General features: G+C 61.5%; 20 protein-coding genes and 1 pseudogene. 11 read left to right on the top strand and 10 right to left on the bottom strand.

Annotation, left to right across the window (positions count from 1 at the left end; all coding sequences use genetic code 11):
• The first annotated feature begins 183 nt into the window (after positions 1 to 183).
• Positions 184 to 1,257, top strand: coding sequence for a guanosine monophosphate reductase (locus DM826_RS10380; protein ID WP_120103359.1), 1,074 nt, complete (start codon positions 184 to 186; stop codon positions 1,255 to 1,257).
• Positions 1,258 to 1,299: 42 nt separating this feature from the next.
• Here the strand turns inward: DM826_RS10380 and DM826_RS12870 are convergent, their stop codons facing one another.
• On the bottom strand, positions 1,300 to 2,208 hold the full coding sequence (locus tag DM826_RS12870) for a hypothetical protein (RefSeq protein ID WP_133304672.1): 909 nt from the start codon (positions 2,206 to 2,208) through the stop codon (positions 1,300 to 1,302).
• 122 nt (positions 2,209 to 2,330) lie between these two features.
• Here DM826_RS12870 and DM826_RS10370 point away from each other — a divergent pair, with 122 nt between their 5' ends.
• Positions 2,331 to 3,398: an mRNA surveillance protein pelota gene (locus DM826_RS10370; RefSeq protein ID WP_120103357.1), complete on the top strand. Its 1,068-nt coding sequence runs from the start codon at positions 2,331 to 2,333 to the stop codon at positions 3,396 to 3,398.
• Between the two features lie 16 nt (positions 3,399 to 3,414).
• Here the strand turns inward: DM826_RS10370 and DM826_RS10365 are convergent, their stop codons facing one another.
• Both DM826_RS10365 and DM826_RS10360 read right to left on the bottom strand, forming a co-directional pair.
• Positions 3,415 to 4,413: an ornithine cyclodeaminase family protein gene (locus DM826_RS10365; RefSeq protein WP_120103356.1), complete on the bottom strand. Its 999-nt coding sequence runs from the start codon at positions 4,411 to 4,413 to the stop codon at positions 3,415 to 3,417.
• A 55-nt stretch (positions 4,414 to 4,468) separates the two neighbouring features.
• Entirely contained in the window at positions 4,469 to 4,684 is a 216-nt protein-coding gene (locus DM826_RS10360) for a hypothetical protein (RefSeq protein WP_120103355.1), read from the bottom strand.
• A 261-nt stretch (positions 4,685 to 4,945) separates the two neighbouring features.
• On the opposite strand from DM826_RS10360, the gene DM826_RS10355 reads away from it, so the two are divergent.
• Both DM826_RS10355 and DM826_RS10350 read left to right on the top strand, forming a co-directional pair.
• Positions 4,946 to 5,767 (top strand): ABC transporter ATP-binding protein, encoded by an 822-nt coding sequence (locus DM826_RS10355; protein ID WP_120103354.1) that lies wholly within the window; start codon positions 4,946 to 4,948, stop codon positions 5,765 to 5,767.
• Entirely contained in the window at positions 5,768 to 7,375 is a 1,608-nt protein-coding gene (locus DM826_RS10350; RefSeq protein ID WP_120103353.1) for a hypothetical protein, read from the top strand.
• Positions 7,376 to 7,391: 16 nt separating this feature from the next.
• On the opposite strand, the gene DM826_RS10345 is transcribed toward DM826_RS10350, so the two are convergent.
• Both DM826_RS10345 and DM826_RS10340 read right to left on the bottom strand, forming a co-directional pair.
• Positions 7,392 to 7,793, bottom strand: a complete 402-nt coding sequence (locus DM826_RS10345; RefSeq protein WP_120103352.1) for a DUF3054 domain-containing protein — start codon at positions 7,791 to 7,793, stop codon at positions 7,392 to 7,394.
• A 30-nt stretch (positions 7,794 to 7,823) separates the two neighbouring features.
• Positions 7,824 to 8,435 (bottom strand): class I SAM-dependent methyltransferase, encoded by a 612-nt coding sequence (locus tag DM826_RS10340; protein WP_120103351.1) that lies wholly within the window; start codon positions 8,433 to 8,435, stop codon positions 7,824 to 7,826.
• 61 nt (positions 8,436 to 8,496) lie between these two features.
• Here DM826_RS10340 and DM826_RS10335 point away from each other — a divergent pair, with 61 nt between their 5' ends.
• The 4 genes from DM826_RS10335 (at position 8,497) to DM826_RS10320 (ending at position 11,963) form a co-directional block, all read left to right on the top strand.
• Positions 8,497 to 9,138: a GNAT family N-acetyltransferase gene (locus DM826_RS10335; RefSeq protein ID WP_120103350.1), complete on the top strand. Its 642-nt coding sequence runs from the start codon at positions 8,497 to 8,499 to the stop codon at positions 9,136 to 9,138.
• A 56-nt stretch (positions 9,139 to 9,194) separates the two neighbouring features.
• Positions 9,195 to 10,175 (top strand): flap endonuclease-1, encoded by a 981-nt coding sequence (gene fen, locus DM826_RS10330; protein WP_120103349.1) that lies wholly within the window; start codon positions 9,195 to 9,197, stop codon positions 10,173 to 10,175.
• A gap of 46 nt (positions 10,176 to 10,221) precedes the next feature.
• Positions 10,222 to 10,485: a BolA/IbaG family iron-sulfur metabolism protein gene (locus DM826_RS10325; protein WP_120103348.1), complete on the top strand. Its 264-nt coding sequence runs from the start codon at positions 10,222 to 10,224 to the stop codon at positions 10,483 to 10,485.
• Between the two features lie 68 nt (positions 10,486 to 10,553).
• Positions 10,554 to 11,963 carry a class II fumarate hydratase gene (locus DM826_RS10320; protein WP_120103347.1) on the top strand — a complete coding sequence of 470 codons (1,410 nt, stop codon included), beginning with the start codon at positions 10,554 to 10,556 and terminating at the stop codon, positions 11,961 to 11,963.
• A gap of 25 nt (positions 11,964 to 11,988) precedes the next feature.
• On the opposite strand, the gene DM826_RS10315 is transcribed toward DM826_RS10320, so the two are convergent.
• Positions 11,989 to 12,912 carry an NAD-dependent epimerase/dehydratase family protein gene (locus DM826_RS10315; RefSeq protein ID WP_120103346.1) on the bottom strand — a complete coding sequence of 308 codons (924 nt, stop codon included), beginning with the start codon at positions 12,910 to 12,912 and terminating at the stop codon, positions 11,989 to 11,991.
• 72 nt (positions 12,913 to 12,984) lie between these two features.
• A pseudogene (locus DM826_RS10310) lies at positions 12,985 to 13,703 on the bottom strand (ABC transporter ATP-binding protein); the annotation flags it as partial.
• Positions 13,704 to 13,794: 91 nt separating this feature from the next.
• Between DM826_RS10310 and DM826_RS10305 the strand changes: the two are divergent.
• Both DM826_RS10305 and DM826_RS10300 read left to right on the top strand, forming a co-directional pair.
• Entirely contained in the window at positions 13,795 to 14,952 is a 1,158-nt protein-coding gene (locus tag DM826_RS10305; RefSeq protein WP_120103345.1) for a glycosyltransferase, read from the top strand.
• A gap of 2 nt (positions 14,953 to 14,954) precedes the next feature.
• Positions 14,955 to 16,001, top strand: a complete 1,047-nt coding sequence (locus tag DM826_RS10300) for a glycosyltransferase family 4 protein (RefSeq protein WP_120103344.1) — start codon at positions 14,955 to 14,957, stop codon at positions 15,999 to 16,001.
• Positions 16,002 to 16,030: 29 nt separating this feature from the next.
• Here the strand turns inward: DM826_RS10300 and DM826_RS10295 are convergent, their stop codons facing one another.
• The 3 genes from DM826_RS10295 to DM826_RS10285 form a co-directional block, all read right to left on the bottom strand.
• Positions 16,031 to 17,473 carry a lipopolysaccharide biosynthesis protein gene (locus DM826_RS10295; protein WP_120103343.1) on the bottom strand — a complete coding sequence of 481 codons (1,443 nt, stop codon included), beginning with the start codon at positions 17,471 to 17,473 and terminating at the stop codon, positions 16,031 to 16,033.
• 169 nt (positions 17,474 to 17,642) lie between these two features.
• Positions 17,643 to 19,037: a sulfatase-like hydrolase/transferase gene (locus DM826_RS10290; protein WP_120103342.1), complete on the bottom strand. Its 1,395-nt coding sequence runs from the start codon at positions 19,035 to 19,037 to the stop codon at positions 17,643 to 17,645.
• A 56-nt stretch (positions 19,038 to 19,093) separates the two neighbouring features.
• Positions 19,094 to 20,503, bottom strand: coding sequence for a sulfatase-like hydrolase/transferase (locus DM826_RS10285; RefSeq protein ID WP_120103341.1), 1,410 nt, complete (start codon positions 20,501 to 20,503; stop codon positions 19,094 to 19,096).
• Between the two features lie 265 nt (positions 20,504 to 20,768).
• Here DM826_RS10285 and DM826_RS10280 point away from each other — a divergent pair, with 265 nt between their 5' ends.
• Positions 20,769 to 21,941: a sulfatase family protein gene (locus DM826_RS10280; protein WP_233735773.1), complete on the top strand. Its 1,173-nt coding sequence runs from the start codon at positions 20,769 to 20,771 to the stop codon at positions 21,939 to 21,941.
• Positions 21,942 to 21,955 lie beyond the last annotated feature (14 nt).

The following is a 21,955-nucleotide window of genomic DNA, read 5'->3' as shown; positions in this document are numbered from 1 at the left end:
CCCGTTGCTCACGACTAGAGACACACGTCACAGAACGGGGTTGGTTACACATGGAGTCCCGCAGGCGTGACGTGTGTTCCTTCAATATATACACCCCAGCTACTAAATCGTTTGTAACGCGGTAGCATGGGTCGTCAGGGACAGCGTTAATATCGCTTAGCCCGTCCTTCACGAGGGTTACACATGGAGATTCGCACCGGACTCTCGTACGGAGACGCATTGCTGGTTCCACAGCGGTCGGCTGTGGATAGTCGAAGCGAAATCGACCTCACCGCACGGTTGACGCCGTCGCTCTCGCTGGACATCCCCGTCGTCAGCGCGGCGATGGACACCGTCACCGAAGCCGACACGGCAGCCGCACTGGCCGACCTCGGCGGACTGGGCGTCATCCACCGCTTCCTCTCGATCGGGGAGCAGGCCGCGGAAGTCCGCGAGGTCGCCGAGCAGGGCGGCCCCGTCGCCGCGGCGGTCGGCATCGACGAGAACTATCTTGACCGCACGGAGGCGATTTTGAACGCTGGCGGCGACGCCGTCGTCCTCGATGTCGCTCACGGACACATGGAGCGCGCACTCGACGCCGTCGCGGAGATTCGCGCGGAGTACGATCCCGAACTGATCGCCGGCAACGTCGTCACGCCCGATGCTGTCGAGGATCTGTACGACTCGGGCGCGGACTGCGTGAAAGTCGGCGTCGGGCCGGGTTCGCACTGCACGACCCGTGAGGTCGCCGGCGCGGGCTACCCACAGCTCTCGGCGGTCGATGAGTGTGCTGACCGCGCCGACGAACTCGGCATCACGGTCATGGCCGACGGCGGGATTCAGAACTCCGGCGACGCCGCGAAGGCACTGATGGCCGGCGCGGAGACGGTGATGATGGGCGGCTTCTTCGCCGGCACCGATGAGGCACCGGGCCGCGTCGTCACGCGCAACGGCGAGCGGTTCAAACGCTCTCGCGGGATGGCCTCGACGGCGGCCAACGACGACCGCGAGGATAAGGACATCAACGTCGATTCCGGCGAGGGCGTCGAGGCGTTGACGCCGTACAAAGGCCTGCTCGCGCCGTTGACTGAGGAGTTCCTCGCTGGGATTCGCTCGGGGCTGAGCTACTGCGGCGGGCAGACGATCTCTGAGGCCCGCGAGAACGCGGTGTTCGTGAAAGTCTCCGACGGCGCGAAGGAACGCGAGAGTGCCCACGGCGTGCTCGTGGAGTCCGGAATGGAGCAGTCGGGGCTTGAGCAGGTCGTTGAATCGGACTAAGGGATCAGCTTGGTTCTCATCCACTCTTATTGCTTTACCGATTCACCAATACCAATTCAGCAATTTACCGAATGGTGTATAACCGAGTAAACGAATTACGATTAGCATATACGTTGCAGACCAGAGTGAAATCTCCCATACCGGTTTTCTAAACTCCTCATATGAGGTATTGCCATAGCCTACATACAAAAAACAGGCATGGTCACGAGCAAAGACAACTGCTGGAAAGGCTAGAAATAACAAAATATTGCCTGATGAGATGGTAAATAGTCCAGATGGGATACTAATAGCGAAATAAAAGAGAACTAGAACAAACACACTTCTTATGAACTTAGAAAACTCAAAATCATCGAGTAGATCAGATGGTTCTGCAAGCGTAGAATCGATATTATTAGATAACTCCTTCCAAGATTCTCGATTTCTTCTTGCCCTGGTTCCCCAATATGAAATTGTCTTGAGGTCTCTCCAAATTGGCTCAAACTTATCTCCACGAGTTTCTTTTTGGTCAAATTTAGCATACCACCAGATTAGATAATCAAGAAATACAAATTCATGCAAAATAACTAAAATAAACAAGATAACTACCGTTGTTACCGAAAAGTGTAGCAGAACCGAACTACCGGACAACTCTGAAAAATATTCGGAAAGTGAAATAAAAATCACGATCACACAAGTCGCTGTAAAAAATTCGATCAACCGTGTTGTCCGGTTCATGATTTTGTCTTCTTGCGCGTAAGGACTGGCTATTGCGATACGTCGAATCAAGGTGATTAATAAGACTGCTGATGCAGCAACTTTTCCAATCCAAGGTGCTTCCTGAGTTGGAAATGTTAGAACTACAGTTGCTAAGAAAGCCGCTAAGGCGATTTCAAAATCAACTACGCTCTCGGTGTCTGATTTTTTCCAGAAGTCTTCAGCAAGATCCTTGTCCTTGTCTCTATCCCGAGTCATTGCTACGAATAAATAATCCCATTGTCATAATATTAGTCTCCACGTTTGTTTGCATGGTGGGTGTTGACGAATGATTCACGCCAGAACACAAGCGTTGTTACCGCGCCACCTGAACACCCGCTATGCGAATTTCGAGTCGCGGGCAGGGCGAGGCCGGCCGCGAGCGGCTGACGCTCACGCCCGAAACCGTCGACGACCTCTGGCATCTCTCCTACGTCCTCGAACCGGGCGATCTCGTCTCCGGCGACACCACCCGGCGCATCCAACGCGACGACGACCAGATGCGCGACACCGGCGGTCAGCGCGAACACCTCTCGGTGACCATCGAGGTCTCGGATGTGGAGTTCGCGCGCTTCGCCAACCGGCTGCGCGTCGGCGGCGAGATCACGGGCTGCTCCCGCGAGGATCAACTCGGCCACCACCACACGCTCAACGTCGAAGCCCACGACGAATTGACGATTGAAAAGCAGTTCAAGGCCGACCAGATCGAGCGCATCGAGGAGGCCGAGGAGGCCGCCGACAGCCCCGATGTCGCTATCGCCACCGTCGAGGAAGGCGAGGCTTACATCCACCTCGTCAAGGAGTACGGCGTCGACGAGTACGCCTCCTTCACCAAACCCACGGGCAAGGGCGAGTACTCCCGCCCGCGCGAGGAACTGTTCGCCGAGTTAGGCGACGCCCTCGGCCACCTCGACACCGACGCGATCATCCTCGCCGGCCCCGGGTTCACGAAGCAGGACGCCCGCGACTACATTGAGGAGGAGTACCGCAACCTCGCCGACCTGATCACCGTCGTCGACACCTCCAGTGCGGGCGGCCGCGGCGTCCACGAAGTGCTGAAACGCGGCGCGGTCGAGGAGGTACAGGACGAAACCCGGATCGCTCGCGAGGCCGAAACCATCGACGAACTGATGGAGCGGATCGCCGACGGCGCGAAAGCGGCCTATGGGATCGACGAAGTCCAGAAGGCCGCTGACTTCGGCGCGGTCGAGGAACTGTTGATCCTCGACAATCGCCTGCGGGACGAACGACAGGGCGACGGCGACTGGGAGCTCGACATCAACGACGTGATCGAAACCGTCGAACAGCAGGGCGGCGAGATCACGGTGTTCTCGTCGGATTTCCAGCCCGGCCAACAGCTCGATAGTTTCGGCGGAATCGCCGCGCTACTACGGTATCGCCTACAGTAATTCCTGCTCCCGCGATCTATTTTCCAGTCAACGCGTCGCTCGCTGGGGCGAACTCGATTGTCGAACCGAGACCCTGCTCGCGAGCACGCTCATAGAGCATGCCCGCCGCCGCCACTGTCTCGATGGCTGTCCCGCCGCTATCGAAGACGGTGATTTCGTCGTCGCTCGTCCGGCCCGCGGCGTTGCCGGCGACGATATTGCCGAGTTCGGCATGGATATGCGACTCAGTCACGACCCCTGTTTCGATTGTGTGCAGCAGTGCCCCGGCGTCCTGTGTGGCGCGATCGCGGAGATCCGGGACATAGGTGCTCCGTTCGATGGTCGTGGTATCGAGTTCGCGTTTGCTCGGATTGTACTGTCCCATTGCGGTCACATGCGTCCCGGGAGCCAACTCGTCGCCGTCGAAGACCGGCTCGCCAGCGGTCGTTGCGGTGATGACGATATCTGCGTCGGCGACGGCGGCCGCACTCGAATTGACGGCGGTGACATCGACGCCGAGCGTCTCGGTCATCTCGTCAGCAAATGCCTCTCGGTTGGCCTGTGTCGGCGAGTAGACGTCGACCGCGGTGAGATCCCGCACTGTCGCCGTCGCGCGGAGCTGCCCACGCGCTTGCGGGCCGGAACCGATGAGGCCGACCGTCTCGGCATCGTCGCGGGCTAAGGTGTCAACGGCGACCGCGCCGGTCGCGCCGGTTTTGAACGGGTTCATGCTCGCGCCGTCCAGCAGCGCCAGCGGCTCGCCGCTGTCGGCGTCGAACAGCGGTGTCATGAACCATGCGTCGCCCGCACCGAAGCCGGCACTGTAGGTATACCCGCCCATGTAGCCGTCTTCGGGGAGGATCGCACTGTAGCTCGTCAACATGCCTGCCGGATCGTCACCGAACAGCGCGGTGCGGGGCTCGGCTGGCGCGCCCTCCCCGCGCTGCCGATAGCCGTCGACGACGCGCTCGACGTACTCCGCTGGTGTCGCCAGTCCCGCCACATCGTCGCTGGTGAGAAATAGCGTCTCAGTCACACATCCATCTCGACGCCACACGGGCAAAAAGGGTCGTCACGGAACGATTCGCGCGCTATTCGGCGTTGACTCGCTGGGACGCCTCGGCCGATTCCGCCGTCGGCTGGGTCGGCATGTTGACGAACAGCGCGTGGCCGATGATGAGCGCGGCAACGCCAGCCCCGACCGGGATCGCGGTGGTGAGCTCGAACCCGGCGAGCGTGAGGAGGGTGGTGAGGCCGACCAACACCAGCGGAATCACGCCGAGTACGTAGTCGTAGTACTGTGCCATGGCTATTGTATACTACGGCAAAATCACTAATAAATTTTTCTCGTGGTTTGTTCGTGACTTCTACGTGGCCACATCAAACGTTTCTATAACTTATAGCAATGCTACGGTTCCCGACTGTGCGGAAGGTTCAATCGCTCACATCACAGCGTTTATGCGATTCTTTCCGAAACAGACACCCAACAGCATGTTCGGCCCTCCCACCTCCGAGCGTCCAGTATCGACGCCGTCGCTGGTAACCACACTCGTGTCGACGGGCCACCGATGACCGACGAGCCACCGGCGATCACCGCCCGCGAGTTGACCAAGACCTTCGACGGGGAGCCGGTCGTCGACGGGATCGATCTCACCGTCGAGCAGGGCTCAGTCTACGGGTTTCTTGGGCCAAACGGCGCGGGCAAGACGACCACGATGCGAATGTTGACGACGCTGACCGCGTCGACCAGCGGTGACGCTGCGATCCTCGACACATCGATCACCGACCGCGAGGGCGTCAGGCAACACGTTGGCTATCTGCCCGAGGAGCCACCGGTCTTCGACGAACTCACCGGCCGCGAACAGCTCCAGTATTTCGCCCGCCTCCGCGACCTCCCACCGGGGCCGACCACCGACCGAATCACTCAGTGGCTCGACCGTTTCGATCTCACCGACGACGCCGACCGCCGGCTCGACGACTACTCGAAGGGGATGCGCCAGAAGATCGGGCTGATTCAGGCGCTCCTCCATGAACCCGATGTCGTCTTCCTCGATGAGCCGACCAGCGGGCTCGACCCCCGTGCCGCACGCACCGTCATCGACGCCATCGACGACTTGACCGACAACGGCCAGACGGTCTTCCTCTCGACGCACATCCTCTCGGTCGTCGAGGAACTCGCCGACACCGTCGGCGTGCTCTACGAGGGCCAAATCGTCGCCGAGGGCGCACCGGCGGAACTGACGGCAGCCGCCGAAGCCGGCGACGATTCGACGCTGGAAGACGTGTTCCTGTCGGTGACGACCGAATCGTCGACAGCGGCGACGGCTGTCCCCGACAACAACGATGTCGACACCGCTGGCGTGCCCGACGCGGCGGCGACGGAGCGATAGATGTCGGTCTCGTGGCAGCGAACCCGGACGGTCGGTCGTACCGAACTCCGTCGTCGCTGGCGGACCCTGCGGGACAATCCGAGCCAACTGCTCGGGATCGCGCTGATGGTGTTGTTTCTGCTCCCCGCCGTCGGCGTCATTGTCGGCGGTGCCTACTTCGCTGGCAGCGCGCTCACCGGCGCGGTATCGACGCCGATCCGTTTCGCCAGACAGGTCGCCGTCGGGATCTGGCTGGCTACCGCCGTTTTCGGCGGGATCCGCGGCTATACGTCGCTGCTCGATCCCGACAACCGCGACGGGCTGCTGACGACGATCTCCCACGGCCAGCTGTTGGCTGGGCTGTTCGCTGCCGAGGCGACGGTACTTGGGACTCCAACAGTCATCGTCCTCGCACTGGCGGCCATCGCCTTCGCTGTCGGTTCCGGCTCGCTGGCTGCCGCGCCGGTCGTCTTTGTGGCGGCCACACTGCTGGCAGCGACCGGCTTTGCCACTGGGGTCGGGGTCGCCCTCCTGGTCAAGAACGGCGGTGTTCGCTCCCGGCTGCTCTACCGGCTGCGAACGGTCGCCTTCGTCGCCGGCTTTCTGGCGTACTTTGCGGTTCTCTTCTCGAACTCGACCTCGGACGTCCTCGGCCCGCTGATCGGGGTTCTCACGCCGACGCCCATCGGCTGGGTTGGCGAGGCCGCACTGCTCGCCGCCGGCGTTGACGCCTCCCCTGGCCGCGCCGGCGGTGGGCTGGTCGTCGTTGCCGGTGGGCTCGTCGTTGGCGCACCCGTTCTGACGCGGCTGGCGGGCTGGCTCTGGTACGCCGACGGGCTCGAAACGACGAAATCGACGGCGACGCCGACCGACGCGACCGGCGGGCGAGTTCTCAGTTGGCTTCCCCAGCCCATCGCCGGCGTCGTCGCCGTCGATTGGACGCGGGCCCGCCGCGCGCCGATCTCGCTGTCGTATGCGATCTACCCGGCGTTCATACTGGTGACGCCGATCATGGAAACCGTCCAGACCGGCAGCGTTGCTGGCTCGTTCCCGGTGTTGGTGGCGTTTTGTGGGGCGTGGATCACGGGTGCGTTGTTCACGCTCAACGTCGTCGGCAACGAGGGGGCGGTGTTGCCAGCGACGGTGTTGAGCCCCGATCCGGCGCGCGCACTCGTTGGCGGCCACCTCGTTGCGGGCGCGCTCCTCGGCCTGCCGGCGACGACGCTCGCGGTCGTCGCGCTCGGAATTGCCGGCCCGCAGTCGCTCGCGTCGGTTGCGACGCTGACCGTCGGGACAGTCGTGCTGGCGGGCTGTGCCGGCCCGATTGCGACCGGGATCGGCGCGGCCTTCCCGCGACACGAGGCCGTCAGCGTCTCCCGAAGCCGGAAGGCGATTATTCCGAGTACGTTCGCCTTCGTCATCTACTCGCTGATCGTCTCCATCGTTGCGCTCCCGCTGTTGCTCACGCACACCGGTGTCATCACCCACCTCGTCGCCGACACCCTCGGCGTCTCGCCGGTCGTCTTCGGCGGCGTTGGGATTGCCATAACGGCGGTGCTGGGCGTCGCATTCGGCCTGTTTTCGTTCCTCTATGCGCGCCGAACGGTCGAAGGCTACCGGATGGAGTAGAACCGGTCGCGGCTTCTTAACCGACGATCTTGAAAAAGAGCCAGCGGAACCCGGCGATCAGCGCGCCGGTGAGCAGGAGCGTGATCGCCACGAAGATCGGCGCGAGCCCACCCGTAAACACCGTCGCTCGCAGCGCGAATCCCACGAATGCGGCGACTACCCACGCCCGGAGCCCCAGCGGGATCGCCGCCTTCGCGGACTCGCCTGCGCCCGCGGAGTAGGCCCCGATCACGACAGCACCGATGAGCCACCCGATGACGAAGGGTGCGTAGACGCCGCCCGCGTGAGCGAAATCGATTCCGCCCTGATCGAACAGTGAGCCGTGCTGTACCATGCCAATCGTCAACACGCCGAGGATCGCCAGCAGATCCCCGACGGCCAGCGGGAGGCCGGCCGTATCGACGCGATCGTTGAGCATACCAACCCCTTCGACTGGGCGGTAAAACGTTCAGCGGTTCGTCCCGACGACGGTGTACTCGAATCCCGCGTCGAGTATCTCGACTTCAAACCCAGCGTCGGCGAGCAGCTCGGCGAGTTCGGCCGGCGTGTGGAACGTCGAGTTCATGCCGATGCTGTGTTCGCCGCGAGCCAGCAGCCAGCCAAGCGGGTGGCTCGGATCGAACTCACGAACGACGAAGACGCCGCCCGGTCGAAGCACGCGCTGGGCCTCGCTGACGACGGCTGCCTGCGCTGGCATATGGTGGAATGCGTCGACGACGATTGCGGCGTCGATAGTATTGTCGCCAACAGCCAGCCGACCGGCATCGCCCTGCACCGTCGCCAGCGGGCCAGATGGATCAGCTGGTCGTCCTGGCCCACTGGCCGTCCGTGCTTGCGCGCGACGCAGCATCGGTCGAGAGATATCGACGACAGTGCGCTCGGCGGCGTCGACGGCGATGGTCGCCCGGCCGGTGCCGCCGCCGAAGTCAAGTAGGCGGTCGATGTCGCCGTCGGCCCGCGAGAGGGCTGCCGCCAGCGACTGCTGATCAGCTGCCGGCATCACCCAATCGTAGAGGCGGGCAACCCGATCGAAGAAGCGAACGTCGCCGAGGCCGTGCATACGTCGTCCTCGGGGGCCGTCGGCAAAAGCACTCTTGTCGGTGCCGCCGCTATGCCGGTGTATGGAGTTCGCGCTGCTGGGCTGGGCCGAGGCCGACCCCACCTTGCGGCTCGATTACCGCCGGTTCAGCTACGCCGGGAAGTTCGTCACCGGCGGGACTGGCGTGGCGGTGATCCGCGGCGACACTGCCGAGCGCGCGACAGAAACTGTGGATACCGATCCCGAGTCGGTGGCGTCGCTGCCGGACGGCGTCGACGAAGCTGATTTTGCCGACAACATCCTCGCCGCGATCACGTTTAGTCCGGATCGAACTGATCCATCGACGCTGAAAATCCGCTATCTGACGGTGCGGGACGATCTTCGCGGTGACGGCCAACAACTCGGCCCGCAGCTGGTCGCATTTCTGACCTCGAAGGCAGCCGCGGCTGGCTACGACCGCATCGCCATCGCGGTCAACAACGCCTTCTCGTATCACGCGCTCTACAAGGCCGGCTTCACCTACACTGACCGGGAGACGGGACTGGCCGAGCTTGTGCTTGATCGTCCCATCGGTGAGCCAGCCGTCGCGTCGCAATCGGGCTACCAGCGCGGGCTCGACGTCTTCCGTGAGCGCGAAGGGTTGTCGACGGCGGAAACCGAGTTTCTCGCGGAGCACGGTGACGTTGCGCCACCGATGTTGCTGTCGGCTGTCGATGATCAGTAGCTGACTTTTACGAATTGACTCGAGAGTTTCAAGCCGCCGGCATCCGTTCGCTCGATATGGGAAATTCGGATCTTCGCTCGCTGGCGGCCCTCTCGGAGTGTCCGTTCGCGGATATTGAGGGCAGCACCGTCGCTGTCGACGCCCACAACTGGCTGTATCGGTATCTAACGACAACGGTCAAATGGACTGATGACGCGATCTACACCACCGATGACGGCACTGAGGTCGCTAACCTGATCGGCGTCGTCCAGGGCCTCCCGAAGTTCTTCGAACACGACCTGACGCCGATTTTCGTTTTCGATGGCGGCGTCACCGAACTCAAGGACGACGAGGTCGAGAAACGCCGCGAGCAACGCGAGCAGGCCGAAGAACGCCTCGCGGAAGCCGAAGCCGCCGGCGACAGCATCGAAGCCGCTCGCCTGTCGGCCCGCACCGTCCAACTCACCGAGACGATTCAGGAGACGACCCGTGACCTGCTCGCCCTGCTTGACGTGCCCTACATCGACGCCCCCGCCGAGGGCGAGGCCCAAGCGGCCTACATGAACAAGATCGGCGACGCCGACTACGTCGGCAGCGAGGATTACGACACGCTGCTGTTCGGCGCGCCCAGCACCCTCCGGGAGTTGACGAGCAAGGGCCATCCCGAACTGATGGAACTCCAGCCGACCCTCGACGAGCACGAGATCACCTACGAACAGTTGGTCGACGTGGCGATGCTCTGTGGCACCGATTTCAACGAGGGCATCAGCGGGATCGGGCCGAAAACCGGCGTCAAACTGATCACGGAACACGGCGACCTCTTCGGCGTCTTGGAGGCCCGCGGCGAGCACATCGAGTTCGCCGACCGAATCCGGGAGCTGTTTTTCGATCCGCCGGTCACCGACGACTACGAGATAGAGAGCGACATCGACCCGGATCTCGACGCCGCTCGCGCCTATGTTACTGAGGAGTGGGAAGTCGACGCCGACGAAGTCGAACGCGGCTTTGAGCGGATCGAGTCAGCTGTCGTCCAGACCGGCCTCGACCGCTGGAGCTGATTCTCGAAGTCCGCGCGTTTTTGTGGGTTGCCACCGGGTATCCGGTATGGACGCCGCCGACATCGAGGCCGCTATCGAAGCTGGGATCGAGGATTGTGAGGCAACCGTCAGCCGTCCCCGCAGCGTCGACGAGGAGTTCGAGGACGCCCATTTCGCCGCTACTGTCATCTCGCCGGCTTTCGAGGGTGAAACGCTGGTCGATCAACACCAGCAGGTCTACGACGCGCTGGGCGAGCACATGACGACCGACATCCACGCCATCGAGCTCACGACCTACACGCCCGCGGAATACGAGGCCCACGCCGAGTAACGGAGCGAAACGCAACACCTGCACGGCAATCAGTAGCTTTTACCCCGGATTCGACCGTTGGTTTTGGTATGTCAGACGACTACCGTACGGAATCCGATAGTCTCGGTGAGATGCAAGTCCCGGCCGACGCCTACTGGGGTGCCCAGACCCAACGCGCCGTCGAAAACTTCCCTATCTCAGGGATCAGCTTCGGCCGCCGGTTCGTCCGCGCGCTCGGCATCGTGAAGAAAGCCTCGGCGCAGGCCAACCGCGATCTCGACCTCGTCGACGACGAAATCGCCCAAGCGATCATCGATGCGGCCGACGAGGTCATCGCCGGCGACCACGACGATCAGTTCCCAGTCGACGTGTTCCAAACCGGGTCGGGCACCTCCTCGAATATGAACGCCAACGAGGTCATCGCCAACCGCGCCGCCGAACTCATGGGCCACGAGATCGGCGACCGCGCTGTCCACCCGAACGATCACGTCAACTACGGCCAATCAAGCAACGACGTGATCCCGACGGCGATGCACGTCGCCAGCCTCGAAGCCCTCGCTAACGACGTTGTGCCCGCACTCGAAACGCTGGCCGACGAACTCGCAGAGAAAGAAGACGAGTTCGATAGCGTGGTCAAAACCGGCCGCACGCACCTCCAGGACGCAACGCCGGTTCGACTCGGCCAGGAGTTCGGCGGCTACCGCACCCAAATCGAGAAAGGAGTCGACCGCGTCGAGAGCGCACAGCCCCACCTTGCCGAACTCGCGCTTGGCGGCACCGCGACCGGCACCGGCCTCAACACCCACCCCGAGTTCCCTGAGCGCGCCGCCGAGTATATCGCCGAGGAAACCGGGCTGCCGTTCCGCGAGGCTGACAACCACTTCGAAGCCCAAGCTGCCCACGACGCGATGAGCGAGGCTCACGGCGCGCTCCGAACCGTGGCCGGCTCGCTGAACAAGATCGCCAACGACCTCCGCTTGCTGGCCTCCGGGCCGCGCAACGGCCTCGGCGAGATCGAACAGCCGGAGAACCAACCGGGATCGTCGATCATGCCCGGCAAGATCAATCCCGTCGTCGCCGAAGCAGTCAACCAACTCCACACACAGGTTGTCGGCAACGACGCCGCCGTCTCGGCTGGCGCAGCCGACGGCCAGATCGATCTGAATCTCTACAAACCCGTGTTGGCCCACAACCTCCTGCAGTCGGCCGAGCTCATTGCCAACGGCTCCGAGGTCTTCGCCGAGCGGTTCGTCGCCAAACTGGAAGCCAACGAGGAACACTGCGCCGACCAAGTCGAGCAGAGCATGGCGCTGGCGACCGCGCTCAATCCGGCCATCGGCTACGACAAGGCTAGCAAGGTGGCAAAACAGGCACTCGCCGAAGGCAAGACCGTGAAAGAAGTCGCTGTCGACGAGGGATATCTGACCGAGGAAGAAGCCGACGAGGTGCTTGATCCCGAATCGATGACCCACCGCGTCATTCTTGGCACCGACGAATAGAACCGGTATCTTCTCTATTTTCGGCTTAGGCTTTCTCACCGAGATATGGCTCACAGACGCGTTCGACGCCCTCTTCGAAGCTGATCTGTGGCTCCCAACCGGTCGCTTCGTGGAACTTCGAGATGTCGGCCATTGTATCGTGAACGTAGCCGTCGAAGGGGCACTCGATGTATTCGGGATCGATGTCGGTACCAAGCGCGTCATTGATCATCTCGACCATCTCGTTGAATGTGTAGGCTTCCTCGGTACCGACGTTATAGACGCCCGTCAGTTCGTGGTCGGCGGCGAGTTCGCAGGCGCGGGCGACATCCTTGACGTGGGTGAAATCCCGCGTTTGGCTGCCGTCGCCGAACAGCTCCGGAGCCTCGCCGTTGGCGATGGCGTCGGCGAACTGCGCGACCGTGTTGGCGTACTCGCCTTTGTGTTCCTCGTTGCCGCCGAACCCCTGATACACAGAGAAGAAACGCAGCCCGGCCATGTTCATGTCGTGATGGTGGGCGTAGTACTCGGCGTAGCGTTCGCGGGCGAGCTTTGAGGCCTCGTAGGCAGTCTGGGATTCGACAGCCATACTTTCCGGCGAGGGTTCAGTTCGACTCCCGTAGATCGAGGATGTTGAGGCGTAAACAACGGTCTCACAGCCGTACTCTTTGACCTGTTCGACGGTATTGACGAAGCCCTCAATATTGACACGGCAGCCGCGTTGTGGGTTTTCCTCGTGCATGTTCCGCGAGGAAAGCGCGGCGAGATGGAACAGCACATCGACATCGGCCGGCAAGTCGTCATCGAGCACCGAGGCTTCGACGAACTCGACAGTGTCGTCGAGATTTTCCGGTGTCCCGAGATAGGTATCGTCGACAGCGATTACTTCGTTGTCCGCAGCAAGATGGTTGGCGAGATTCGAGCCAATAAAGCCCGCGCCACCAGTGACGAGAACGCGTTGGTTCTGCATACTCGCATCTTACCACCGCGATTAATGACTATGTTGATTCTGCGTTAGGTGAAATACCTCCTGCTGAGAGGATCAGCGTCTCGACTGCATGTCAATTAGTGCGGCGTACGTTCCCGACGCCTCGATCAACTCGCTGTGTGTCCCGGATTCGACAATCTGGCCGTTCTCAAGGGTATAGTTCGATCAGCGTTCTGGATCGTCGACAACCGGTGGGCGATGGCGATGATCCCAACCTCTCGATCCATCGATTCGATCGACGCTTGGAGGTTGGCTTCGATACCCGAATCGAGATCGCTGGTCGCCTCATCGAGGACGAGAAAGTCAGCGTCGGTCAGCAGCGCGCGAGCGACGGCGATCCGCTGGCGTTGACCGCCAGAGAGCCGGACGCCATCGTCGCCGAGCTGTGAGTTATAGCCGTTTGGGAGCTCATCGACCATGGCGATCTCACAGACCCGTTCGACCTCTTTTCGGGTCGCTTCACGGTTGCCTACTGTCGGATTTCCTTCAAGTGTATCATCGAAGATGAACAGTCATCGGCGGACAACCGCGATCTGCTCACGCCACCCCTGGAGATCGAACGTCCTGATCGGCGTGCCGTCGGCGAGAATCTTGCTGGCATCGGGCTCGTAGAAGCGAGCCAGTAGCGAGACGATCGTCGATTTGCCCGCCCCGGATTAGCCGACGAAGGCGACAAACCCGCCGCGAGCAACGTCGAAGGAGATGCCATCGAGCACCTGCTCGTCGTTGTTGTAGCTGAAGGCGACATCGTCGAAGGTGATCTCCTCGACTGACAACACAGGCCGGATACCGAGATTCCCGCCGCTCGGATCGTCTCATACCAGATATCAGCAGAGATTTATATTTCCACATACTATCTTTCCTGTGGCACTGCGAACAGAATTGACAACAGGTGCGTGGCTCTGTCTGTCTGTTGTTATTGTCGTCCCCGTTCTGCTCCTGCTGCTGTGTCTCTCTCGGCTCTCGAACAACCGCCCGGCTGTCGCCCGCGACGAGACGTGGATCCCGACGGTCAGTTTAGTTATCCCGACGTACAACGAGGCAGCCATTATCGAAGACCGGCTCACAAACCTGTTGGAGACGACGTATCCGGCGGCACAACTGGAGATCGTCCTTGCTGATGACAGTACGGATGACACCGCTGTCCGAGCGAGAGCGTTTTTCCATCGAAGGGAGACGGCTGCGACGTTGCGTGTGGTCGACACCGGTGACCGGGGTGGCGTCGCCGCTGCCCTCAACGAGGCGATACCCGCTTCGTCCGGAGAGGTTATTTTCCGTACGGACGCGGATGCACGGCTCGCACCCGATGCGATCCCCAAGGCAGTCGCCGTGTTAGCTGACCCGTCAGTCTCGGGTGTTACTGGTCGGCAGACCGACGTTATCGGCGGCTCGATCGTTGAGTCGGATTACCGAGACCTGCTTGCGATGCTCCAGTCGTTCGAGACTCGTCTCGATTCGACGTTTCTCGTTCACGGCCCGTGTTTCGCGTTTCGTCGGGCCGAGTTCGAACCCCTCTCGGTCGACACCATCGCCGACGACACGGCGATTGCCGTCCAGTTGCGTCGGAACGGCGGTCGCATCGTGATGGATCCGGCGATCGAGTTCGCCGAGTGCGGTAGCTCCTCGCTCTCCGGGCGGCGCACGCGGAAGGACCGGCGTGCGGTCGGCCTCCTCCAGCAACTCCTTCGACACCGTGACGCGCTGGGGAACTACGGTCGATACGGCTGGCTCGTGCTCCCACTCAACTGGGGCCTGATGATCGTCGGCCCGTGGATGGTGGCAGCGACTGCCGCTGTCGGCACGCTGTTCGGGCTGGTCGCTGCCGGGCCGGCTGGACTGCTGGTTCCCCTTCTCGGGGGGCTGTTTTTGATCGCCGGATCGAAGGAACTACTCGGTCCACTGCAGCCGCTGCATGCGGTTGTCGACGCCTACCTCTCGTTGCTCATCGCCAGCCTGCGATTGGTGTGGGGGGACGTCGACGTGGCATGGGAGATCGATGACGCGATGCGGGAGGGACTCTGAGTATGCACATCGGCTTTGTTACCTCACAGTATTGTCCACACACCGGCGGTGTCGAAACTCACGTCGAACAGCTCGCAACCCGGCTGGTCGACCGCGGCCACACCGTCACCGTGATCGCTTCCGACGCCGCCTCCGGACTCGCGGAGACGACCGTTCGTGACGGCGTCTTTGTCAGGCGGTTCACACCGGTCGGCCCGACCGACGCCTTCCATCTCGCCGTCGGAATCGCCCCGCTGGTTCGACGCAGCGAGTTCGATATCGTCCACGCACACAACTACCACTCGTTTCCGTTCGCGCTCGGCACTCTCGGGAGCCGCGTACCGGTCGTCTGTACCCCTCACTACCATGGTGGTTCGGCTGATTCGCTCCGTGACAGACTGTTGTCGCTCTATCGGCCTGTCGGTCGGGTTGTCTTCGGAAAGGCTGCTGCAGTCGTCGCCGTCTCGACGTGGGAACGGGATCAGTTGGCAGCGGACTTCGATGTCGGGTCGACGGTTATCCCCAATGGGATCGATGTCGACCGGTTCCAGTCGGTGACCCCAGTCGACAACACTGATCCGACTCTCCTGACGGTCGGTCGGCTAGTCGAGTACAAAGGCGTCCAACACGTAATTCGAGCACTGATCGACCTCCCCGAGTATCGGCTTCGTGTGGCTGGCGACGGGCCGTATCGCGATGCTCTCGAAGCCTGTGCCCGTGCGGAAGGCGTCGACGACCGCGTGGAGTTCCTCGGCTACGTTCCCGATTCGGAGCTCGCACAACAGTACGCCAGCGCCAACGTGTTCGTCTCGATGTCGTCGGTCGAAGCCGCAGGGATCACCGTCGGCGAGGCGCTGGCCGCTGGGACACCGGCCGTCGTTCGGCCCTCGAAAGGGCTCCGTGACTGGGCCCGGCGGGACGACTGCGTTAGTGCCGACCCTGCGTCGCTGGCTGACGCTGTCGGTCGTGCCCAGCCATTGAGCGCGCCGAACGAGCCACTGCCGACGTGGGATCAGGCGGTCGACGATCTCGAATTCATCTACCAAAACGCGGTCGAGTCGGCCGACTAATGCGGACGTTCAGTCGTGAGGCGGTCGACTCACTGGAACTCATCGAGTGTCCGGCTGATCGTTGCACGGAAGTGTTGACTGACGAGCAGTAGTGAGGAGAAGTACACACCCACCCCGATACCGATGAGCAGGCCGAGCACTGTGAGTCGGTCGGGGTTCGTCACCCGCGAGAGCCCTTCGACGACGCCGAACATCACGCCAGCAGCGAACAACTGGTGTCCGACTGGTTTCGGGAACACGGCCCCATCGAACAGTTTAACGGCCATATACTGGTACACAACGAGGCGAACTGTCTCTGCAATCACGGTTCCTGCGACGACGCCAAGCAGACCGTAGAACTGCCCGAGACCGACTGCTGCTGGCACATAGATACCTGTAACGAGTAGACTTACCCGAAAGATGATGTCTGGGCGGTCGACACCGCCGATAGCCGAACTGAATGGTTTTTGATATGCGGTCAACACCTGCATTAGTGCGATCCCGACGAGAACGGCTCCGGGAGCGTTCCCGAAGGTCGATCCAAAGAGCCCCGACTGCATGATGGCATCCGAGATCGCAAACGCGCCGAACAGAACCGGAACCGAAATCAGCCCGGAATACGTGGCCGAGTTGATGAGATCCCGCCGAACATCTCCGCCCACTGAGTCGACACCGCTCGATTTGACCGAGAGCACACTGCTGATTGTGCTTGCGAACAGGGCTCCCGGCTGTGCGAGTTGTGAGGCAAGCGTATAGTAGCCGACAGCACTGGCCCCGGCAAACGAACGGATCAAAAGCGGATCCGCGGATTGATAGAACCGTCCCAGAAATGAAGAAGGCACCGAGTAGCGAGCATACTCAAACGTCCGGTCGACTGTTTGCCTTGTCGGAATCTTTACAGAGGGACGAACTGAGAGCCAGACGAACACTCCTGTGACGACAGTAGCGATACCGAACCCGATGATGACACCGAACGCCTGAAATCCTGCCACCAGCACCGCGACCTGTGCGCCGAGCGTTAAGGCTGATCGAAGACTATCAAACCACGTTCCTCTCGCCGGGTAGCCGATACCTGCCTGATAAGAGTTCATAATAGTAAAGAATCCGAGCGATGCGACGACGATGGCGACGCCGGCTGTCAGTGGAATCGATCCGAAGTACGGGACGGCTATCGAATGTGCCACGAATAACCCCACGACGGTAACAGCTGTTACTCCTCCGTGAATTAGCAGTCCGAACGTCAGATATTTTTCGGGGTTAGTGTCGACTTCTGCAATCCGTTTTCTGATGACATCTGCGATACTCTCGGAGAGCGACAGTATGAAGAATCCTGCCGCGAGAACCGTCCGGTAGCGTCCGAGGCCGTCGCTCCCCAGTGACCGAGTGAGGACGATAACCCCCGCGAACCCGAGTACGGCTTGGATGAATTTTGCGCCGACATTGAGGAACGCTTCTCGGCCGATCGATATGTTTGTGGTATCTCGTCCGACCATCACATACCCTCCTTAGACTGATGATGGGAACGAGATCCGTCGGCTGGTAGTGCGCTGTGGATGCTGATATTCTGTCGGCGGCTGTGTCTGCCGACGCTACAGTTTATCCATAGACTGTGAGATGGAGACTGTTCGCCGGTAACTACCGTTTGAGGGGTTTGTGTATTAATCACAGGTATCCTAGCTCCCGCAGTCGGTCTGCGGTGCCGTCGTCGAGTTCAAGCGAATCTACCGACCGGCTCGCCTGTGCGACCGTCTCGATATCCGTCTCGAAGGCGGCATCGAGCTCGTCGATATCGAACTCACCCGCCCCCGTCTGTTCCCAACAGGGCCGGTCGGGATTGAGTCGGTAGGTTGCCCCGTTGCCGTGGTGGTCCCAGACGTGTTTCACGCCGTCTCCGTACAGTGCCCGTGTGACCATGTTGTCCTCCGGCGGCATCTCCCCGGCTTCGAGCTGTTCCATCGAGCCACTGTTCCCGATCCGCTCGGCGCGAACGTCGGTGCCGGTGATATCCGGACGCTCTCCGTTCGCCAGTCCGACCAGTAGCTCCGGCAGTTCGAGATGTGAGACGAGGTCGGTCTGTTGCTCCTCGTGGTCGCCCGGTGCGTTGAGAACGACCAGCGGGACGTGCAGCAACGCTTCTGTAAGCCGGGTCCCGTTGTGGCCCCAGTGTTGTTCGTCGGTCAACGCGAGGTCGTTTCCGTGATCCGCGGTGACGACGACGGTCGTCTCGCGGTCGGTGGCCGCCTGTATCCGGTCGACGAAGTCGATGATGCGACGGTCGAGATAATCGATCGATGTGCCATACAGATCCCGGTACCAGCCCAGCGTCTCTTCGTCGCCTGCCCGAATCCGCCCTTCGAGGTCGACAGTCCGAGCCGTCCACGACAGCGGGGCGTCGTGGAGCGATCGGTCGTAGCCGCGAGCGTGGTGAACCGGTCCGTGGGCGTCCATGAAGTTCACGAAGCCGAAGAACGGCTCATTCGAAGATTCGATCTGCGTCCCAAGCTCCCGTTCGAGCAGCGAGGCACCGTCATCGAACGGTTTCGGGAGGGGAAGCCGTTGGAATATCCGGTCGAGTTGGACTGCTGCGCCGTTTGCGAGGCTCTTCAGTGGGTAGTCGTGTGCCAACGCACTCCGAAGGAACGCCACCTGCCGAGAGAGTCCAGTTACTTCCGTCTCCTGACCGAACCGGGCGACATCGATTCCCTCCGGGAACCGTTGATCGGGAGAAACATCGGAGAAGCTATCGAACAGCCTGTCGAACCCGAACGACGACCCCGCCCACACATTCGAACTCGCACCGAGTGCCTGATATTCCGGGAGTTCACCGAGGAACGTGTCTTCCCGATCGATGACCGAAAAGTTCCGCTGGTAGGCGTGGATCCCGTGTTCGCTGGGGAGCTGTCCGGTAAACATAGAGGCGTGACTCGGGGCACTCCACGAACTCGCCGCCCGGCAGCCGTCGTAGACGATATCCGCTCGGTCGACGAGTCGTGGCGCGTACTCGTCGAAGAAATCCTTGCGAACCGTGTCGAGACACAGCAAAACAATATTCCTCATTGGCTATGGTTGTCCGGTCGATTAGTAAGTACTCTTCGAGACTGTTTTCGGGTCGTTCAGCGGTAGCCGAGGTCCGTGAGTCGCTGTTCGACGGCGTCGTCGACGCTGGCAGTTCGATCCGCCGACGACGTTTCGACCCGCTGTCTGTACTCCTCTATCGGAACCCCGAACAGCGTCGACTCGTAGTCGGAGACGTCTACGTCCTCCGCCTCAAGCTGCTGCCACGAGGGTCGGTCCCGATCCAGCCGGTACCGATACCGGTTGCCGAGGGAATCCCACTGGTATTTCGCGGTGCCCTCGTAGGCGACCCGTATCGCACGATCCTCGTCACGGAGCGGCGTCGCGTTCGGGTTCACCGGGATGTTGAACCCGATCCGTTCGGCCGGGATCACGTCGTCGGTCACGTCCAGAACGGTTCCGGTAGCCAGCCCCGTCAGGAGTTCGCCGAGACGGAGCTGCGAGACGTAGTCGTCGACGATCTGATCCACTCCTTCGGGTGGATTCAACACGAGCAGTGGGACGTGTAACAGTCCCTCCGTGAGCCCGCTCCGGTGGGCGAACAGCCGGCGGTCGGCCTCGTAGCCGAGATTCTCGCCGTGGTCGGCGGTGACGACCACTGTCGTCTCTTCGTCGGTCTTCGAGTGGAGCCAGTCGACGAGGTCGTTGACGACCTGGTCGAGGTAGTCGGTCGCGGCGGCATACAGATCCCGGTGGTGTTCGATATCGTCCCGGATCTCGTCAATCTCGCCGTGCTCGACGGCTCGGCCGTCGAAAGCCCGCGAGGACCACGACGGCGAGGCGTCGTACAGACTGCTGTCGTAGGCCCGAACGGGTGTCAACGGTCCGTGAACGTCCATGAAATTGGTAAAGAGGACGAACGGTTCGGGGGCCGCTGAAACGAGTCGTCTCGCTTCACGGGCGACGATGTTTGCGCCGTCGTCCAACGGTTTCTCGAAGGGGGCATCCGCGAGCCTGTCGTCGATCTCGACGAGCACACCGTTGGCGATACTCGAGAGTGGGTGTTCGTGGCTGAGTGCCGACCGGAGAAACGCGAGGTATCGTGCGAGGCCGGTCTCGTCGGCCTTTTGCCCCCAGCGTTCGGCGTCCAACCCTTCCGGGAACCGTCGATCCGGCGAGACGCTCCGGTAGGCGTCGAACAACCCGTCGAATCCGAACGCGTCGCTCGCATATACGTTCGCACTCGCACCGAGTGCCTCGTGGTCAGGGAGGTCGCCGAGAAACGTCTCCTCTCGTTTCAGTCCTGAGAAGTCACGGTCGAACGTGTGAATCTCGTGTTCGTGCGGTAATGTCCCGGTGAGCATCGAGGCGTGGCTCGGGACGCTCCAGCCGCTGACCGCTCTGGCCTGTACGTACTCGATGCCCGCCCGGTCGCGCAGTCGTCCCGCGTACTCGTCGAAGAAGTCTTTCCGGATCGCGTCGAGACAGACCAACACGACATTACGCATTGATCTCAGCTTTCAATGGCGCCATATTAAATTGAGTGGTCTGTCCACTCGATCCGATAACTGTTCATTACTTTACCCTACTCTTCGTTCCGCCTTTCGTGAACACGCTTATTGTCACGCTCGATGCGGTTCGCCGTGACCACCTCTCGCAGTATGGCTACGAGCGGGACACACTCCCGGTTGCCAACCGGCTGCTTGAGGCCGGTGGTGTCAAGTTCGACCAAACGATCGTCAACGGCACGTACACTGGCATCTCGTGCCGTCCATGCTCACCTCCCGATACGATGGCAACAGTGCCGTCCGTTCCGGCCCGACGATCGGATCGGCATTGCCAGACGATGTTCGAACCGGGGCGATCCACTCAAACACGTTTTTCGCGTCGAAGTTCGACGATGTCCACGGGATGGATGTCTACGAGGATTTTGTCGGTCAGGCAAGCCACGACGAAGCCGTCCCGACGACCAACAAACTCGCCCGCGGGCTGTTCGATACGGTTCGTCCAGCCCTACAACGACTCGGTGTGTTCGATCTCGCCCGTACGGTTCAGGAGGCTGTCGTCCCGGCCTCGCTCATCCACGAGGTCGCCGTTTTCGAGAGTGCCGAAACCACGACTGATCGGGCACTCGAATTCATCCGGGAGGCGGAGGAGCCGTTCTGCCTATGGGTTCACTACATGGACCCCCACCGACCGTACGCGATCAACGCCGATTCTCCGGCCTACGGCCCTGATCTCGACCGATCCGAAATCCTCGATCTGATGGCGAATGCGGGCGTCGACCCGGAGACGATCGACGACGACCAGCGATCGCTGCTGGTCGACCTCTACGACTCGGCGATCCGGTACACTTCCGAACACGTCTCGCGGTTGTTCGACGGGCTGGCCGACGATGGACTGTGGGAGGACACGTCGGTGGTTCTCACGGCGGACCACGGCGAGGAGTTCGGCGAGCACGGCCTCTACTTCCACCGGAACCATCCGTATGAGGAGCTGATTCGGGTGCCGATGTTCATGAAAACGTCCGAGGGAACATCGAACCTTCCGCTGGAGGTCGACGAGACCCGTGAGTTAGTCGATATCGCACCGACAGTTTGTCGCTTACACGATGTCGACCCACCGGAAGCGTTCCTCGGAACGGATCTCAGGGAGTCAGCTCCCCGCGAACCGATCACGCGTGGCTCGTTCGCTGCTGATGTTCCAGTTGTCGCCGTTCGGGCTGACGGCTGGAAATATATCAATATCGGGGACGACGCGGAGCTGTACGATCTCGCAGCCGATCCCGCCGAACGAACCGATCTCTCCGCCGATAACCCGGAAAAACGCCGTGCGTATCGGTCGAAGATTCCCAACCGACTCCTTGAAGACGGCGACGGCGGTGTCCCCGACGATGTCACCGACGAGGCACGACAGCGGTTGGAAGAACTCGGCCATCTCGACTGATCGTTGGTGGCACG

This window comes from Halonotius aquaticus (assembly GCF_003605575.1).
GTDB classification, from domain to species: domain Archaea; phylum Halobacteriota; class Halobacteria; order Halobacteriales; family Haloferacaceae; genus Halonotius; species Halonotius aquaticus.
The sequence above is the reverse complement of the archived record's forward strand: the minus strand, read 5'-3'. Positions and strand labels throughout refer to the sequence as shown.

Excerpts from the sequence above, each read along its gene's own strand:
- DM826_RS10380 (WP_120103359.1), top strand. The coding sequence starts at position 184 with ATGGAGATTCGCACCGGACTCTCGTACGGAGACGCATTGCTGGTTCCA.
- DM826_RS12870 (WP_133304672.1), bottom strand. The coding sequence starts at position 2,208 with ATGACTCGGGATAGAGACAAGGACAAGGATCTTGCTGAAGACTTCTGG.
- DM826_RS10370 (WP_120103357.1), top strand. The coding sequence starts at position 2,331 with ATGCGAATTTCGAGTCGCGGGCAGGGCGAGGCCGGCCGCGAGCGGCTG.
- DM826_RS10360 (WP_120103355.1), bottom strand. The coding sequence starts at position 4,684 with ATGGCACAGTACTACGACTACGTACTCGGCGTGATTCCGCTGGTGTTG.
- DM826_RS10355 (WP_120103354.1), top strand. The coding sequence starts at position 4,946 with ATGACCGACGAGCCACCGGCGATCACCGCCCGCGAGTTGACCAAGACC.
- DM826_RS10350 (WP_120103353.1), top strand. The coding sequence starts at position 5,768 with ATGTCGGTCTCGTGGCAGCGAACCCGGACGGTCGGTCGTACCGAACTC.
- DM826_RS10345 (WP_120103352.1), bottom strand. The coding sequence starts at position 7,793 with ATGCTCAACGATCGCGTCGATACGGCCGGCCTCCCGCTGGCCGTCGGG.
- DM826_RS10340 (WP_120103351.1), bottom strand. The coding sequence starts at position 8,435 with ATGCACGGCCTCGGCGACGTTCGCTTCTTCGATCGGGTTGCCCGCCTC.
- DM826_RS10335 (WP_120103350.1), top strand. The coding sequence starts at position 8,497 with ATGGAGTTCGCGCTGCTGGGCTGGGCCGAGGCCGACCCCACCTTGCGG.
- fen (WP_120103349.1), top strand. The coding sequence starts at position 9,195 with ATGGGAAATTCGGATCTTCGCTCGCTGGCGGCCCTCTCGGAGTGTCCG.
- DM826_RS10325 (WP_120103348.1), top strand. The coding sequence starts at position 10,222 with ATGGACGCCGCCGACATCGAGGCCGCTATCGAAGCTGGGATCGAGGAT.
- DM826_RS10320 (WP_120103347.1), top strand. The coding sequence starts at position 10,554 with ATGTCAGACGACTACCGTACGGAATCCGATAGTCTCGGTGAGATGCAA.
- DM826_RS10315 (WP_120103346.1), bottom strand. The coding sequence starts at position 12,912 with ATGCAGAACCAACGCGTTCTCGTCACTGGTGGCGCGGGCTTTATTGGC.
- DM826_RS10300 (WP_120103344.1), top strand. The coding sequence starts at position 14,955 with ATGCACATCGGCTTTGTTACCTCACAGTATTGTCCACACACCGGCGGT.
- DM826_RS10295 (WP_120103343.1), bottom strand. The coding sequence starts at position 17,473 with ATGGTCGGACGAGATACCACAAACATATCGATCGGCCGAGAAGCGTTC.
- DM826_RS10290 (WP_120103342.1), bottom strand. The coding sequence starts at position 19,037 with ATGAGGAATATTGTTTTGCTGTGTCTCGACACGGTTCGCAAGGATTTC.
- DM826_RS10285 (WP_120103341.1), bottom strand. The coding sequence starts at position 20,503 with ATGCGTAATGTCGTGTTGGTCTGTCTCGACGCGATCCGGAAAGACTTC.
- DM826_RS10280 (WP_233735773.1), top strand. The coding sequence starts at position 20,769 with ATGCTCACCTCCCGATACGATGGCAACAGTGCCGTCCGTTCCGGCCCG.